This is a genomic window from Demequina subtropica (assembly GCF_000971235.1).
GTDB lineage: Bacteria > Actinomycetota > Actinomycetes > Actinomycetales > Demequinaceae > Demequina > Demequina subtropica.
This window is the reverse complement of sequence record NZ_BBMB01000004.1, coordinates 183,682-196,298: the sequence shown is the minus strand read 5'-3', so window position 1 is coordinate 196,298 and position 12,617 is coordinate 183,682. Positions and strand designations below refer to the sequence as shown.

Annotated in this window: 23 protein-coding genes and 1 pseudogene; all 24 read right to left on the bottom strand. The window is 68.1% G+C overall.

Features of this window, described 5'->3' with window-relative positions:
- Positions 1–4 precede the first annotated feature (4 nt).
- Positions 5–991, bottom strand: coding sequence for a DNA-directed RNA polymerase subunit alpha (locus AOM06_RS04545; RefSeq protein ID WP_062303333.1), 987 nt, complete (start codon positions 989–991; stop codon positions 5–7).
- Positions 992–1,147: 156 nt separating this feature from the next.
- Positions 1,148–1,537, bottom strand: coding sequence for a 30S ribosomal protein S11 (gene rpsK, locus AOM06_RS04540; protein ID WP_062303331.1), 390 nt, complete (start codon positions 1,535–1,537; stop codon positions 1,148–1,150).
- A gap of 3 nt (positions 1,538–1,540) precedes the next feature.
- Positions 1,541–1,909 (bottom strand): 30S ribosomal protein S13, encoded by a 369-nt coding sequence (gene rpsM, locus AOM06_RS04535; RefSeq protein ID WP_062303328.1) that lies wholly within the window; start codon positions 1,907–1,909, stop codon positions 1,541–1,543.
- Positions 1,910–2,035: 126 nt separating this feature from the next.
- Entirely contained in the window at positions 2,036–2,149 is a 114-nt protein-coding gene (gene rpmJ / locus AOM06_RS14355) for a 50S ribosomal protein L36 (RefSeq protein ID WP_062069916.1), read from the bottom strand.
- Between the two features lie 48 nt (positions 2,150–2,197).
- On the bottom strand, positions 2,198–2,419 hold the full coding sequence (gene infA / locus AOM06_RS04530; RefSeq protein WP_042213122.1) for a translation initiation factor IF-1: 222 nt from the start codon (positions 2,417–2,419) through the stop codon (positions 2,198–2,200).
- Between the two features lie 237 nt (positions 2,420–2,656).
- Positions 2,657–2,977: a hypothetical protein gene (locus tag AOM06_RS04525; protein WP_156163582.1), complete on the bottom strand. Its 321-nt coding sequence runs from the start codon at positions 2,975–2,977 to the stop codon at positions 2,657–2,659.
- 91 nt (positions 2,978–3,068) lie between these two features.
- A complete protein-coding gene (locus AOM06_RS04520; protein ID WP_062303324.1) occupies positions 3,069–3,671 on the bottom strand; it encodes a hypothetical protein in 603 nt (200 codons plus the stop codon).
- Positions 3,672–3,785: 114 nt separating this feature from the next.
- Positions 3,786–4,358 carry a hypothetical protein gene (locus AOM06_RS04515; RefSeq protein WP_062303322.1) on the bottom strand — a complete coding sequence of 191 codons (573 nt, stop codon included), beginning with the start codon at positions 4,356–4,358 and terminating at the stop codon, positions 3,786–3,788.
- A 172-nt stretch (positions 4,359–4,530) separates the two neighbouring features.
- Positions 4,531–5,337 carry a type I methionyl aminopeptidase gene (gene map, locus AOM06_RS04510; protein WP_062303320.1) on the bottom strand — a complete coding sequence of 269 codons (807 nt, stop codon included), beginning with the start codon at positions 5,335–5,337 and terminating at the stop codon, positions 4,531–4,533.
- A 7-nt stretch (positions 5,338–5,344) separates the two neighbouring features.
- Positions 5,345–5,908, bottom strand: a complete 564-nt coding sequence (locus AOM06_RS04505) for an adenylate kinase (RefSeq protein WP_062303317.1) — start codon at positions 5,906–5,908, stop codon at positions 5,345–5,347.
- On the bottom strand, positions 5,908–7,206 hold the full coding sequence (secY, locus tag AOM06_RS04500; protein WP_062303315.1) for a preprotein translocase subunit SecY: 1,299 nt from the start codon (positions 7,204–7,206) through the stop codon (positions 5,908–5,910). The genes AOM06_RS04505 and secY overlap by 1 nt, the downstream gene beginning before the upstream one ends.
- Before the next feature lie 79 nt (positions 7,207–7,285).
- Positions 7,286–7,975 carry a 50S ribosomal protein L15 gene (gene rplO, locus AOM06_RS14350; protein ID WP_082105308.1) on the bottom strand — a complete coding sequence of 230 codons (690 nt, stop codon included), beginning with the start codon at positions 7,973–7,975 and terminating at the stop codon, positions 7,286–7,288.
- On the bottom strand, positions 7,975–8,157 hold the full coding sequence (gene rpmD / locus AOM06_RS04490) for a 50S ribosomal protein L30 (protein ID WP_062293932.1): 183 nt from the start codon (positions 8,155–8,157) through the stop codon (positions 7,975–7,977). Before rpmD ends, rplO begins: the two co-directional genes overlap by 1 nt.
- Before the next feature lie 2 nt (positions 8,158–8,159).
- Positions 8,160–8,729, bottom strand: a complete 570-nt coding sequence (gene rpsE, locus AOM06_RS04485; protein ID WP_062303312.1) for a 30S ribosomal protein S5 — start codon at positions 8,727–8,729, stop codon at positions 8,160–8,162.
- Positions 8,730–8,755: 26 nt separating this feature from the next.
- Positions 8,756–9,127 carry a 50S ribosomal protein L18 gene (gene rplR / locus AOM06_RS04480; RefSeq protein WP_062303308.1) on the bottom strand — a complete coding sequence of 124 codons (372 nt, stop codon included), beginning with the start codon at positions 9,125–9,127 and terminating at the stop codon, positions 8,756–8,758.
- 3 nt (positions 9,128–9,130) lie between these two features.
- Entirely contained in the window at positions 9,131–9,667 is a 537-nt protein-coding gene (gene rplF / locus AOM06_RS04475; protein WP_062303307.1) for a 50S ribosomal protein L6, read from the bottom strand.
- A 21-nt stretch (positions 9,668–9,688) separates the two neighbouring features.
- A complete protein-coding gene (gene rpsH / locus AOM06_RS04470) occupies positions 9,689–10,087 on the bottom strand; it encodes a 30S ribosomal protein S8 (RefSeq protein ID WP_062303305.1) in 399 nt (132 codons plus the stop codon).
- Positions 10,088–10,144: 57 nt separating this feature from the next.
- Positions 10,145–10,330, bottom strand: coding sequence for a type Z 30S ribosomal protein S14 (locus AOM06_RS04465; RefSeq protein WP_042213145.1), 186 nt, complete (start codon positions 10,328–10,330; stop codon positions 10,145–10,147).
- Between the two features lie 3 nt (positions 10,331–10,333).
- Positions 10,334–10,894, bottom strand: coding sequence for a 50S ribosomal protein L5 (gene rplE / locus AOM06_RS04460; RefSeq protein WP_062303303.1), 561 nt, complete (start codon positions 10,892–10,894; stop codon positions 10,334–10,336).
- On the bottom strand, positions 10,894–11,232 hold the full coding sequence (gene rplX, locus AOM06_RS04455) for a 50S ribosomal protein L24 (RefSeq protein WP_062303301.1): 339 nt from the start codon (positions 11,230–11,232) through the stop codon (positions 10,894–10,896). Before rplX ends, rplE begins: the two co-directional genes overlap by 1 nt.
- On the bottom strand, positions 11,232–11,603 hold the full coding sequence (gene rplN / locus AOM06_RS04450) for a 50S ribosomal protein L14 (protein ID WP_062293953.1): 372 nt from the start codon (positions 11,601–11,603) through the stop codon (positions 11,232–11,234). The genes rplX and rplN overlap by 1 nt, the downstream gene beginning before the upstream one ends.
- A gap of 58 nt (positions 11,604–11,661) precedes the next feature.
- Entirely contained in the window at positions 11,662–11,949 is a 288-nt protein-coding gene (gene rpsQ / locus AOM06_RS04445) for a 30S ribosomal protein S17 (protein WP_062303299.1), read from the bottom strand.
- Between the two features lie 18 nt (positions 11,950–11,967).
- Positions 11,968–12,198, bottom strand: a pseudogene (gene rpmC, locus AOM06_RS04440) (50S ribosomal protein L29); the annotation flags it as partial.
- A complete protein-coding gene (rplP, locus tag AOM06_RS04435; RefSeq protein WP_062303297.1) occupies positions 12,198–12,617 on the bottom strand; it encodes a 50S ribosomal protein L16 in 420 nt (139 codons plus the stop codon). The pseudogene rpmC and the gene rplP, both read right to left, overlap by 1 nt.

The window sequence follows — 12,617 nt, the reverse complement described above, 5'->3', positions numbered from 1 at the left end:
CTTGTTACTCGTCGCTGCCCGAGAAGTAGACGGACGAGCCGCTGTCGTACTCGACGGCGCCGTCCTTCAGGGAGAAGCCCAGCTCGGCGAGCTTCTCCTTGACCTCGGTGATCGACTTCTGGCCGAAGTTGCGGATGTCCATGAGGTCCGCCTCGGAACGCGCGGTGAGCTCACCCACGGTGTGGATGCCCTCACGCTTGAGGCAGTTGTAGGACCGCTGCGTGAGGTTGAGCTCCTCGATCGGCTGGTTGTAGTCCTCCTCGAGCGACTCGTCCGTCTCGGACGGGCCGATCTCGATGCCCTCGGCGGCCTCGTTGAGGCCACGCGCGAGCGAGAAGAGCTCGACCAGCGTCGCACCGGCCGACGCCACGGCGTCGCGGGGCGAGATCGAGTTCTTGGTCTCGACGTCGATGACCAGCTCGTCGAAGTCCGTGCGCTGCGCGACACGGGTGGCCTCGACCTTGTAGGTCACCTTGAGGACGGGCGAGTAGATCGAGTCGACGGGGATCTGACCGATCTCCGCGTCGTAGCTCTTGTTCATCGCCGCAGGCACGTAGCCGCGACCGCGCTCGACCGTGAGCTCGACCTCGAACTTCGCCTTCGCGTTGAGGGTCGCGATGTGGAGGTCCGGGTTGTGGATCTCGACGCCGGCCGGGGGCTGGATGTCAGCACCCGTGACGACGCCCGCGCCCGACTTGCGCAGGTACATCACGACGGGCTCGTCGTTCTCCGACGAGACCACGAGGTTCTTGAGGTTGAGCAGGATCTCGGTCACGTCCTCCTTCACACCATCGATGGTGGTGAACTCGTGGAGGACGCCCTCGAAACGCACCGACGTGACGGCGGCGCCCGGGATGGACGACAGCAGCGTGCGGCGGAGCGAGTTGCCGAGCGTGTAGCCGAAGCCCGGCTCGAGCGGCTTGAGCGAGAACTGCGAACGGTTCTCCGAGATGACCTTCTCGGTCAGCGTGGGACGCTGTGCGATCAGCACGGTTGTTTCCTTTCCGAGCATCCGCTATCTGATGCTCGAGGGTTCCCGGTCGGGATCGGTCCGACTGGGGCCAGAAGCTGGAAATGAGGGGGTGGCCACGGGCCGATGCACGCATCGGCCCGCGACCAGGAGCGCGGGCTCACCCGCGCGGGCGTGCTAGTTGCGGCGGCGCTTCGGCGGGCGGCAGCCGTTGTGCGCCTGCGGGGTGACGTCCTTGATGGAGGTCACCTCGAGGCCGGCGGCCGTCAGCGAACGGATCGCGGTGTCGCGGCCGGAGCCCGGGCCCTTGACGAACACGTCCACCTTGCTCATGCCGGCCTCGGTGGCGCGGCGAGCAGCGGCCTCGGCGGCCATCTGCGCGGCGTAGGGCGTCGACTTGCGCGAGCCCTTGAAGCCGACCTGGCCGGAGGACGACCACGACACCACGGCGCCCGAGGGGTCCGTGATCGAGATGATCGTGTTGTTGAAGGTGGACTTGATGTGCGCCTGACCGTGCGCGACGGTCTTCTTGATCTTCTTGCGCGGCTTGCGAGTAGGAGCGGCCATGTCTTACTTCTTCTTTCCGGCGACGGTCTTCTTGCGGCCCTTGCGGGTGCGGGCGTTGGTCTTGGTGCGCTGACCACGGACGGGCATGCCGCGGCGGTGGCGGAGACCCTGGTAGTTGCCGATCTCGACCTTGCGGCGGATGTCGGCGGCCACCTCGCGGCGCAGGTCGCCCTCGACGGTGAAGTTGGCCTCGATGTAGTCACGGATCGCGACGAGCTGGTCGTCGTTCGCGTCCTTGACGCGCAGGTCCGGGCTGATGCCGGTCGCTGCGAGGATCTGCTCGGCGCGGGTACGGCCGACGCCGTAGATGTAGGTAAGTGCGATCACCATGCGCTTGTCGCGCGGGATGTCGACACCGACGATGCGTGCCATTTCTGGTTCTACTCCATCAGTAGTCGGAGGTCTGACGCTCGACCGCCCCGCTTATGTGTTGCGGGCCCCGGCCTCCGAGCCGGGGGTTTGATGCATAGGGTCGAACGAGGATGTTCTCGGGTGTGTCTAGCCCTGACGCTGCTTGTGGCGCAGGTTCTCGCAGATGACCATCACTCGGCCATTGCGTCGGATCACCTTGCACTTGTCGCAGATGGGCTTGACGCTGGGCTTAACCTTCATGGTTCTTTCCTGCGTCGCTCAGGCGCGCGAAGACGCCGTCGCGACGACTCACTTGTAGCGGTAGACGATGCGGCCGCGGGACAGGTCATAGGGGCTGAGCTCCACCACCACGCGGTCCTCGGGGAGGATCCTGATGTAGTGCTGTCGCATCTTGCCGGAGATGTGAGCGAGCACCAGGTGCCCGTTCGTCAGCTCCACACGGAACGATGCGTTCGGCAGTGCTTCCACCACCACGCCCTCGACCTCGATGACGCCGTCCTTCTTAGCCATGAACTCCGCTAACGTTGATTGACAGGGATGCGGGCGCGCAAAAACGCCCAACGGAAAACTATACGGCAATCTCCGCGACCTCTCAAGCGGGGACGCGCGTCATCGCGCGAACGGGCATCGGCCCCTCCGCGGGTCCCTCGGACACCAGGGCGGGCGCAGCGTCGCGCCGGTCCCACTGTACGCGTCGCGGGGCCGCAGCGGCAGTCCCCCGGACCGGCGGCGGTGCGCCGAGGCGTGTCAGCGGAACGCGTTGCGCAGCCGCTGCACCGCGATCCCCGCGATGCGCGGGTCCCGGTGGTCGGCGAGCCGACGCACCACCGACGACGGCGTCCTGGGGTTGGCGAGCAGCGCCGAGAGCACCTCGAGGCTGGAATCGTGGCCGAGCGACACCAACGCCCCCATCGGGCAGTCGGTGCGGCCGGCGACCGCGGCGCGCACCGAGGCATCACGATGCACCGCCAGCGGCAGCAGCTCGGAGCCCGTGAGCTCCGGGTCCAGCGCCCTCACCACGTCCTCGGACTGCCCTCGAGCCGGAACCACCACGTCGTGCCTCCCCACGCTTACCGTTGTGGAAAGTATTTACTCGCGACGGCGCCAACGCCTCAAATCGGTGTGACGAAACAGACACCGAGAAACATCTGCGACATCTTCACGGTCGCCCGAGGGCGCCGTGGCCCGGCGGCACCTGGGGCCGGGGCGCCAGCACCGCGGGGTTGCGCCCGCCGGCGGGCGAACCGGGCCCAGAGCCGGCTGCGGGTGGGCGCGCTGCGTCGGCCCGGTCCTCGAGCTCCTGCGCGCCGGGCGTGCCCGACCCCAGCACCGCCCCCTCGAGAGATCGGCGGGCGAGCCGCGCCACGTCCTCGCGGCGATGCGCGGCGAGCGTCTCGAGCACGACGGCGGGCGTCACGGCGTTGCGCGCAAGCGCCTTGAGCACGCTCGGCTCGCGGTCATGGCTGAGCACTCCCGCGATCGCCACCGCGAGCCCGGCGCTCGAGGCCAGCGCGACGCGCACCGACGCCCGACGGTCGTGCACCAGCGTGGCCTGCATCGCGAGCGGGCAGTCCGGGCGCGCGGCGATCGCCTCTCGCACCTCGGTCGAGCGATGCGCCCCGAGGGTCGCGATGCGCGCGGCCCCGAGCCCGTCGGCGCGCGCCTCGTTGACGAGCGCGCGCACGCCGTCGTCGCGGCGCTCGGCGGCCACCGGCACGCCGGACGCCGCCATGAGCGCACGCGACCAGCCCTCGTCCGACACCTCTCCCCCTCGCGTCAGGTAGCGAGAGGCTAGGCGGCGCCGGTGTGCAACGGCTGACGGCCAGGTGTCCAGCCGGTGACAAACCGACCAATCCTGGGTGTCGGGTGGTCCGGGCTACCGCTCCGAGGGAGGAAGGAACCCGCGTACCGGCGCGGTGCGCACCGGGCGCGGCGCGGCCGCGACCACGGGCTCGGCGGGCGCCACCGCGGACGCGAGCATGGCCTCACGGCGCGCCTGCGACTCCTCGAACACGCGATCGCGCAGCTCCGAGGTGTCTCGCGCCCGGGCGCCGCCTGCGCGGTCCCGAGCGTCGAGCGCCGCGACGGCCGCGGCGCGCACCGACTCCTTGCGGCTGCCGGCCAGCGCGTCGAGCATGTCGGCCGTCGCGACGGGGTTGCGCGCCACGGCGAGCAGCACGCTCTCCTGCCGGTCGCGCGCGAGGCTCTCCAGGAGCGAGTGCAGCACGCGCGGGTTCGCGGCGAGCGCCGCACGGACCGGCGCCGCGGAGTCGTGAGCCAACGCGACCATGACGCCGAAGGGGCAGTCGGGACGGCCGGCGACGGTCTCGCGGACCACCGCGTTGCGCGAGCCGCCGAGCTCCTGGACCCTCTCCTTCGACAGGTCGGGCGCTGCGGCCTCCTCGACCTCCTCGCTCGTGCCAGGGGCGTAGTTGAACCCTCGCGCCATCGTGCCCTCCCTCAGGACGCCGACGTCCGGGGTGCGCCGGCTGGCCTGACGGTAGCGCAGCGTCTTTGCACCTGCGTGGCGCGCATGTAAAGGCCGTGTGAACTGCCTTCAGCTCTGTCACCAGGGACGATGCGCCTGCCCAGTCCAGCGGGTGGGCGTCCGCGCGCGGCCGCTACGGGGCGACGGGGGTGACGCCGAGCGGCACGAGGCGCGAGGCGCCGCCGTCCGAGGCGGTCAGGACCCAGATGCCGTCCTCGTGCACCGCGACCGAGTGCTCCCAATGGGCGGCACGCGACCCGTCGAGCGACACGACCGTCCACTCGTCGGACAGCACCGCGGACTCCGAGGTCCCGATCACCAGCATGGGCTCGATCGCGAGGCACATCCCGTGCTGCACGCGGGGGCTGCGCCCGCGCGTGCGGTAGTTCGGCACGTCCGGCTCCATGTGCATCGCGGTTCCGATGCCATGACCCACGTACCCGTCGAGGGGGTGAAGCCCCGCGGCCTCGGCCACGTCCTCGACAGCCGCGCCGACCTCGCCGATGCGGCTCGCGCCGGCGAGCGCCGCGATGCCCGCCCACAGCGACCGCTCCGTCACGGTGACGAGCGTCGCATCGGCCTGGCTCGCGGGCTCGCCCACGATGAAGCTGATCGCGCTGTCGCCGTGCCAGCGGTCGACCACGGCGCCGCAGTCGATCGAGACGACGTCGCCGGGGACGAGGACGCGGTCGCCCGGGATCCCGTGGACCACCTCCTCGTTGACCGAGATGCAGATGGTCGCGGGGAACCCGTGGTACCCGAGGAAGTTCGACGTCGCGCCCGCCTCCGCGATGACGCGCGCGGCCTCGGCATCGGCCGCGGACGTGGTGGCGCCCGGCACGCACGCGGCCTTCGCCGCGGCGAGCGCACGCTCGACGATCACGCCCGCCTGGGCCATCACCCGCATCTGCGCGCGGGTCTTCAGCTCGATGCGGGCCATGACCGGATCAGCGCGCGACGGCCGCGACGAGGCGCTCGGTGACCTCGTCGATCTCGCCGAGACCGTCGACCTGCACCAGCAGGCCCTTGCCCGCGTAGAACGCGGTCAGCGGCGCGGTCGAGGCGGTGTAGACCTCGAGGCGCTTGCGGATGACCGGCTCGGTGTCGTCCGCACGGCCCTCGATCTCGGCACGCTTGAGCAGACGGTCGGTGACCACGTCGAAGTCCGCCGTGATCTCGATCGCCACGTCGAGCTCCACGCCGAGGTCCGCGAGCATCGAGTCGAGCTCGACCGCCTGCTCGGGGTTGCGCGGGTAACCGTCGAGCAGGAAGCCCTGCGCCGCATCGTCCTCGGCGAGGCGCGCCCGCACCATGGCGTTCGTGACCTCGTCGGGGACCAGCTGGCCGGCGTTCATGTACTCCTGCGCCTTGCGGCCCAGCTCCGTGCCGCCCTTGACGTTGGCGCGGAAGATGTCGCCCGTCGAGATCGCGGGCACGCCGAAGCGCTCCGTGAGGCGGGCGGCCTGCGTGCCCTTGCCTGCGCCGGGAGGACCAAGAAGAACTGCGCGCATTACCGGAGGAACCCTTCGTAGTGGTGCTGCTCGAGCTGGGACTGGATCCGCTTGACGGTGTCGAGACCCACACCCACGAGGATCAGGATCGACGTGCCGCCGAACGGGATCGATGTCCCGAGCCCGAGCGCCGCGAACATGACCGTGGGCACGAGCGCCACGATCGCGAGGTAGATGGAGCCGGCCGCGGTGATGCGCGAGAGCACGTAGTCGAGGAACTCCGCGGTCGGGGTGCCCGGTCGGATGCCCGGGATGAAGCCGCCGTACTTCTTCATGTTGTCCGCCACCTCGACCGGGTTGAACGTGATCGCGGTGTAGAAGTAGGCGAAGAAGACGATGAGCAGGATGTAGAGCGCGATGTGCAGCGGGGCGCTGTTGTTCGCGACGTGGTTGTTCATCCACACGACCCAGTCGGCCGGGTCGTCGCCCTGGAACTGGATGATCACCTGCGGCAGCGTCAGCAGCGACGACGCGAAGATGACGGGGATGATGCCCGCCATGTTGATCTTCAGCGGGATATAGGTGGACGAGCCACCCAGCATCTTGCGACCCACCATCCGCTTCGCGTACTGCACGGGGATGCGGCGCTGCGACTGCTCGACGAACACGACCGCCGCGATGACCGCGAGGAGCGCGAGCGCGACCAGGAAGGTGTTGCGCGCGCCGTTGGTCGAGTTCCAGATCGACGACACCATGCTCGGGAAGCCCGCGGCCACCGAGGTGAAGATCAGCAGCGACATGCCGTTGCCGACACCGCGCTCCGTGATGCGCTCACCGAGCCACATGATGAAGACGGTGCCCGCGGTCATCGTGAGGATCATCGTGAGGATGACGTTCCACGAGTCGTTGGGGATCACGCTCTGCGAGCAGTTGGGGAAGAACAGCCCGTTGCGCGCCATCGTGATGTAGGACGCCGACTGGATGGCGGCGAAGCCCACGGTGATGTAGCGCGTGTACTGCGTCAGCTTGGCCTGGCCCTCCGAGCCCTCCTTGTGGAGCGTCTCGAAGCGCGGGATCAGCACGCGCAGCAGCTGGACCATGATCGACGCGGTGATGTACGGCATGATGCCGAGCGCGAAGATCGAGAGCTGCAGCAGGGCGCCGCCCGAGAACAGGTTGAGGATGGCGAACGCACCGGTGGCGGAGCTCTCGCTCAGGCAGGCCTCGACCGCCTCGTAGCTCACGCCGGGGGTCGGGATGGCGACACCGAGTCGGTAGATCGCGATGATCCCGATGGTGAAGAGGAGCTTCCTCCGAAGGTCGGGGGTGCGGAACGCACTCATGAAGCCACTCAGCATTGATCCTCCATGGATTTTTCGTCAGGACGAGGATACGCGACCGGGCCCGTCCTCCTGGACGGGCCCGGTGCGATCACTTCTAGCCCTCGTTGACCGAGCCGCCAGCGGCCTCGATCTTGGTCTTCGCGGACTGCGAGACCTTGTCGGCGTCGACGAGCGTCACCTTGACGGAGATCTCGCCATCGCCGAGGACCTTGACCGGCTGGTTGCGGCGGACCGCACCCTTCTCGACCAGGTCCGCCTTGGTCACCTCGCCGCCCTTGGGGAACAGCTCGGAGAGCTGGCCCACGTTGACGACCTGGTAGTAGACCTTGAACGGGCTCTTGAAGCCACGCAGCTTCGGGATGCGCATGTGGATGGGCGTCTGACCACCCTCGAAGCGCTCCGGAACCTGGTAGCGGGCACCGGTGCCCTTGGTACCGCGACCGGCGGTCTTACCCTTGGACGCCTCACCACGACCCACGCGGGTCTTCTTGGTGTGCGAACCCGGGGCGGGACGCAGGTGGTGCACCTTGAGGGTGTTCACCTTCTCCGCGGGCTCCTCCGCCTTCGGCGCGGCCTTCTTGGCGGCCGGCTTCTTGGCGGCGGGCTTGGCCTCGTCGGTCGCGGCGTCGGCCTTCTTCGCAGCAGGCTTCTTCGCGGCCGGCTTCTTGGCGGCCGGCTTCTCCGCAGCAGCGGTGGCAGCCTTGGCCGGAGCCTTCTTGGCGGCCGGCTTCTTGGCGGGCTTCTCCTCGACGGACTCGTCCGTCGGCTTCTTGGCCTCAGCCATCAGTCAACCTCCTCCACGGTGACCAGGTGGTCGACCGCCTTGACCATCCCGCGGATCTCGGGACGGTCCTCCTTCACGACGATGTCGCCGATGCGCTTGAGGCCGAGCGACCGCAGGGTCTCGCGGTGCTGCGGCTTGGTGCCGATCGCCGACTTCTTCTGAACGACCTTGAGTCGTGCCATGACTACTTCACCCCCGCTGCCTGCGCGCGGAGCATCGCGGCCGGGGCCACGTCCTCCACGGCCTTGCCGCGACGGGCCGCGACGGCCTCGGGGCGCTCGAGGCGCTTGAGGGCGTCGACGGTCGCGTGCACGATGTTGATCGCGTTGGACGAGCCGAGCGACTTGCTCAGCACGTCGTGGATGCCGGCGCACTCGAGCACCGCGCGCACCGGACCACCGGCGATCACACCGGTACCCGGCGACGCGGGACGCAGGAACACGACGCCCGCGGCGGCCTCACCCTGCACGGCGTGCGGGATGGTGCCCTGGATGCGCGGGACGCGGAAGAAGTTGCGCTTGGCCTCCTCGACACCCTTCGAGATCGCGGCCGGCACCTCCTTCGCCTTGCCGTAGCCGATGCCGACGTTGCCCTCGCCGTCGCCGACGATCACGAGCGCGGTGAAGCTGAAGCGACGACCGCCCTTCACGACCTTGGCGACTCGGTTGATGGTGACGACGCGCTCGACGAACTTGTTCTCGGGCTCGTTGTCGCGACGGTTCCCGCCGCGACGGCCGCTGTTGTTGTCAGCCATAAGTCTTCCTCACTCCTGGCCGCGCCCTAGAGGGCGAGGCCCGCCTCTCGGGCGCCGTCAGCCACAGCCGCCACGCGACCGTGGTACTTGTTGCCGCCACGGTCGAACACGACGGCCTCGATGCCGGCGGCCTTGGCACGCTCGGCGACCAGCTGGCCGACCTTCGACGCCTTGGCCGTCTTGTCGCCGTCCAGCGCGCGGATGTCGGCCTCGAGGGTCGACGCCGACGCGAGGGTCTTGCCGACGGTGTCGTCGACGATCTGCGCGACCATGTGACGGGTCGAGCGGGTGACCACGAGGCGGGGACGAGCAGCGGTGCCGGAGATCTTCTTGCGCAGGCGGAAGTGGCGACGCTTGCGCTGGATCGCCTTGCCCTTGCCCTTGATTGCGATACCCATGTCTTACTTACCCGTCTTTCCTGCCTTGCGGCGAACCTGCTCGCCGGCGTAGCGGACGCCCTTGCCCTTGTACGGCTCGGGCTTGCGAATCTTGCGGATGTTCGCCGCAACCTCGCCCACCTGCTGCTTGCTGATGCCGGCAACGGTGAACTTGGTGGGGCCCTCGACCGTGAAGGTGATGCCCTCCGGCGGGGTCACGACGACCGGGTGCGAGAAGCCGAGCGCGAACTCGAGGTCCGAGCCCTTGAGCGCGACGCGGTAACCCGTGCCGACGATCTCAAGCTTCTTCTCGTAGCCCGAGGTGACACCGGTGACCATGTTCGCGATCAGGGTGCGGGTCAGGCCGTGGAGCGACTTCGACAGACGCTCGTCGTTCGGGCGCTTGACCTCGAGGCCCTCATCGCCCTTCTCGACGGTGATGGGAGCGGCGACGGTGTGCGTGAGGGTGCCCTTGGGGCCCTTCACGGTGACGTCGGCGCCTTCGATGGTGATGTCCACTCCGGAGGGAACCGGAACGGGGATCTTGCCAATGCGGGACATTGCTCTTGTTCTCCTTTCCGGTTACCAGACGAACGCGACGACCTCGCCGCCGACGCCCTTCTTCTCGGCCTCGCGGTCGGTCAGCAGACCCGAGGAGGTGGACAGGATGGCCACGCCGAGGCCGCCGAGAACCTTGGGCAGGTTCGTGGACTTCGCGTAGACGCGGAGGCCGGGCTTCGACACACGGCGCACACCGGCGAGCGAGCGCTCGCGGTTCGGGCCGTACTTCAGCGTGAGGGTGAGGGTCTTGCCCACCTCGGCGTCCGCCACGGCGGAGCTGGAGATGTAGCCCTCGGCCTCCAGGATCGAGGCGATGTTCGCCTTGAGCTTGGAGTGCGGCATCGACACGGTCTCGTGGTACGCCGCGTTCGCGTTGCGCAGACGCGTCAGCATGTCTGCGATGGGGTCAGTCATCGTCATGAGTCTTGAACTCTTCCTCGCCGTGGTTTCCCCGCAGGGGACCTGTGGCGTAGTGGTTTACCAGCTGCTCTTGGTGATGCCGGGAAGCTCACCACGGTGAGCCATCTCGCGGAAGCACACGCGGCAGAGGCCGAACTTGCGGTACACCGAGTGCGGACGACCGCACTTCTGGCACCGGGTGTAGGCGCGGACGGCGAACTTCTGCTTGCCGGCGGCCTTGTTCTTGAGCGCAGTCTTGGCCATGGCCTACTTCTCCTTGAAGGGGAAGCCCAGCTGCTTGAGCAGCGAGCGGCCCTCGTCGTCGGTGGTGGCGGAGGTCACGACCGTGATGTCCATACCGCGGACGCGGTCGATCTTGTCCTGGTTGATCTCGTGGAACATCGACTGCTCCGTGAGACCGAAGGTGTAGTTGCCGTTGCCGTCGAACTGCTTCGGGCTGAGGCCGCGGAAGTCGCGGATACGGGGAAGCGCGATCGAGAGCAGGCGGTCGAGGAACTCCCACATGCGGTCGCCGCGCAGCGTGACGTGCGCACCGATCGGCTGGCCCTCGCGCAGCTTGAACTGCGCGATGGACTTGCGGGCCTTGGTCACCTGCGGCTTCTGGCCGGTGATGGCGGTGAGGTCCGCGATGGCACCCTCGATGAGCTTCGAGTCCTTCGCGGCGTCGCCCACACCCATGTTCACGACGATCTTGGTGAGACCGGCGACCTGGTTGATGTTCTCGTGCCCGAACTCCTCGCGCAGCTGCGCGATGATCTCGTTGCGGTACTTCTCCTTGAGACGCGGCAGCGTGGTCACGTCAGCCATCAGACGTCCTTACCCGAGCGCTTGGCGACGCGCACGCGCTTGGTGCGCGTACGGCCGTTCTGCTCGACCTCTTCCGTGCGGTAGCCCACACGGGTGCCCTTCTTGGTCTCCGGGTCCACGAGCATCACGTTCGAGATGTGGATCGCGGCCTCGACGGTCACGAGGCCACCCTCGGCGTTGTCGCGGCGGGTACCCGGCTTGATGTGCTTGGTGACACGCTGGATGCCCTCGACGACCACGCGCTCGCGCTCGGGGTCGACCGACAGCACGCGGCCCTGCTGACCGCGGTCACGGCCGGCGATGACGACGACGAGGTCGTCCTTCTTGATCTTCGCCATCAGATGACCTCCGGTGCCAGCGAGATGATCTTCATGAACTTCTTGTCGCGCAGCTCGCGGCCCACGGGGCCGAAGATGCGGGTGCCACGGGGGTCACCATCGAGGTTCTTGAGGATCACCGCAGCGTTCTCATCGAAACGGATGTACGAACCGTCGGGACGGCGGCGCTCCTTGGTGGTGCGCACGACGACCGCCTTGACAACGTCGCCCTTCTTGACGTTGCCGCCGGGGATCGCGTCCTTGACGGTGGCGACGATGATGTCGCCGATGCCGGCGTAGCGACGGTGCGAGCCGCCGAGCACGCGGATGCAGAGGACTTCCTTCGCACCCGTGTTGTCGGCGACGCGAAGTCGCGACTCCTGCTGAATCATGTCTGTCTCCTGTCGTCTGGTTCTCGCTCACACCGAGCGAGCCTGGTCGAACTAGTAGTTACTTGGCCTTCTCGACGATCTCGACCAGACGCCACCGCTTGGAAGCGGAAAGCGGACGGGTCTCCATCACGACGACGAGGTCGCCGATGCCGGCGGTGTTGAGCTCGTCGTGGGCCTTGATCTTGCTGGTGCGGCGCATGACCTTGCCGTAGAGCGGGTGCTTGACGCGGTCCTCGATCTCCACGGTGATGGTCTTGTCCATCTTGTCCGACGTGACGTAGCCACGGCGCGTCTTGCGGTACGCCCGGTGCTCCGACGTCGCAGTCGTCTGCTTCTTGGTCGACATATCTGTTCCTTATGCCTTCGCGGAGGGCGCGGTGCGGATACCGAGCTCGCGCTCACGCAGGATCGTGTAGATGCGCGCGATGTCGCGCTTGACGGCCTTGAGGCGGCCGTGGTTCTCGAGCTGACCGGTGGCCGACTGGAAGCGCAGGTTGAACAGCTCCTCCTTGGCCTTCTTCAGCTCCTCGACCAGGCGCTCGTTCTCCATGGCGTCCAGCTCGGACGGCATGAGGTCCTTGGTACCGATGGCCATTAGATGTCACCACCCTCACGGGTCACAAAGCGGGTCTTCATGGGGAGCTTGTGCTGCGCGCGGCGCATGGCCTCGCGAGCGAGCTCCTCCGGGACGCCGGCGAGCTCGAACATGACCCGGCCGGGCTTGACGTTCGCGACCCACCACTCGGGCGAGCCCTTACCGGAGCCCATGCGGACCTCGGCAGGCTTCTTGGTCAGGGGGCGGTCCGGGTAGATGTTGATCCAGACCTTTCCGCCACGCTTGATGTGGCGGGTCATCGCGATACGGGCCGCCTCGATCTGGCGGTTGGTGACGTAGGCGGGCTCGAGAGCCTGGATGCCGAAGTCACCGAAGGCGATGGCGGTGCCACCGGTCGCAGCGCCCGAACGCTTCGGGTGGTGCTGCTTGCGGTGCTTCACACGACGGGGGATAAGCAT

Coding starts and splice junctions, on each gene's coding strand:
- rplO (WP_082105308.1), bottom strand. CDS start 7,975: ATGGCTGAGGCCAAGAAGCCGACGGACGAGTCCGTCGAGGAGAAGCCC.
- AOM06_RS04465 (WP_042213145.1), bottom strand. CDS start 10,330: ATGGCCAAGACTGCGCTCAAGAACAAGGCCGCCGGCAAGCAGAAGTTC.
- rpmJ (WP_062069916.1), bottom strand. CDS start 2,149: ATGAAGGTTAAGCCCAGCGTCAAGCCCATCTGCGACAAGTGCAAGGTG.
- rplX (WP_062303301.1), bottom strand. CDS start 11,232: ATGGCGAAGATCAAGAAGGACGACCTCGTCGTCGTCATCGCCGGCCGT.
- rplE (WP_062303303.1), bottom strand. CDS start 10,894: ATGGCTGACGTGACCACGCTGCCGCGTCTCAAGGAGAAGTACCGCAAC.
- rpsE (WP_062303312.1), bottom strand. CDS start 8,729: ATGGCTGACAACAACAGCGGCCGTCGCGGCGGGAACCGTCGCGACAAC.
- rpmD (WP_062293932.1), bottom strand. CDS start 8,157: ATGGCACGACTCAAGGTCGTTCAGAAGAAGTCGGCGATCGGCACCAAG.
- rplP (WP_062303297.1), bottom strand. CDS start 12,617: ATGCTTATCCCCCGTCGTGTGAAGCACCGCAAGCAGCACCACCCGAAG.
- rpsK (WP_062303331.1), bottom strand. CDS start 1,537: ATGGCCGCTCCTACTCGCAAGCCGCGCAAGAAGATCAAGAAGACCGTC.
- AOM06_RS04515 (WP_062303322.1), bottom strand. CDS start 4,358: ATGGCGCGAGGGTTCAACTACGCCCCTGGCACGAGCGAGGAGGTCGAG.
- map (WP_062303320.1), bottom strand. CDS start 5,337: ATGGCCCGCATCGAGCTGAAGACCCGCGCGCAGATGCGGGTGATGGCC.
- AOM06_RS04505 (WP_062303317.1), bottom strand. CDS start 5,908: ATGCGCGCAGTTCTTCTTGGTCCTCCCGGCGCAGGCAAGGGCACGCAG.
- rplN (WP_062293953.1), bottom strand. CDS start 11,603: ATGATTCAGCAGGAGTCGCGACTTCGCGTCGCCGACAACACGGGTGCG.
- infA (WP_042213122.1), bottom strand. CDS start 2,419: ATGGCTAAGAAGGACGGCGTCATCGAGGTCGAGGGCGTGGTGGTGGAA.
- secY (WP_062303315.1), bottom strand. CDS start 7,206: ATGCTGAGTGGCTTCATGAGTGCGTTCCGCACCCCCGACCTTCGGAGG.
- rpsM (WP_062303328.1), bottom strand. CDS start 1,909: ATGGCACGCATCGTCGGTGTCGACATCCCGCGCGACAAGCGCATGGTG.
- rplR (WP_062303308.1), bottom strand. CDS start 9,127: ATGGGTATCGCAATCAAGGGCAAGGGCAAGGCGATCCAGCGCAAGCGT.
- rpsH (WP_062303305.1), bottom strand. CDS start 10,087: ATGACGATGACTGACCCCATCGCAGACATGCTGACGCGTCTGCGCAAC.
- rpsQ (WP_062303299.1), bottom strand. CDS start 11,949: ATGTCGACCAAGAAGCAGACGACTGCGACGTCGGAGCACCGGGCGTAC.
- rplF (WP_062303307.1), bottom strand. CDS start 9,667: ATGTCCCGCATTGGCAAGATCCCCGTTCCGGTTCCCTCCGGAGTGGAC.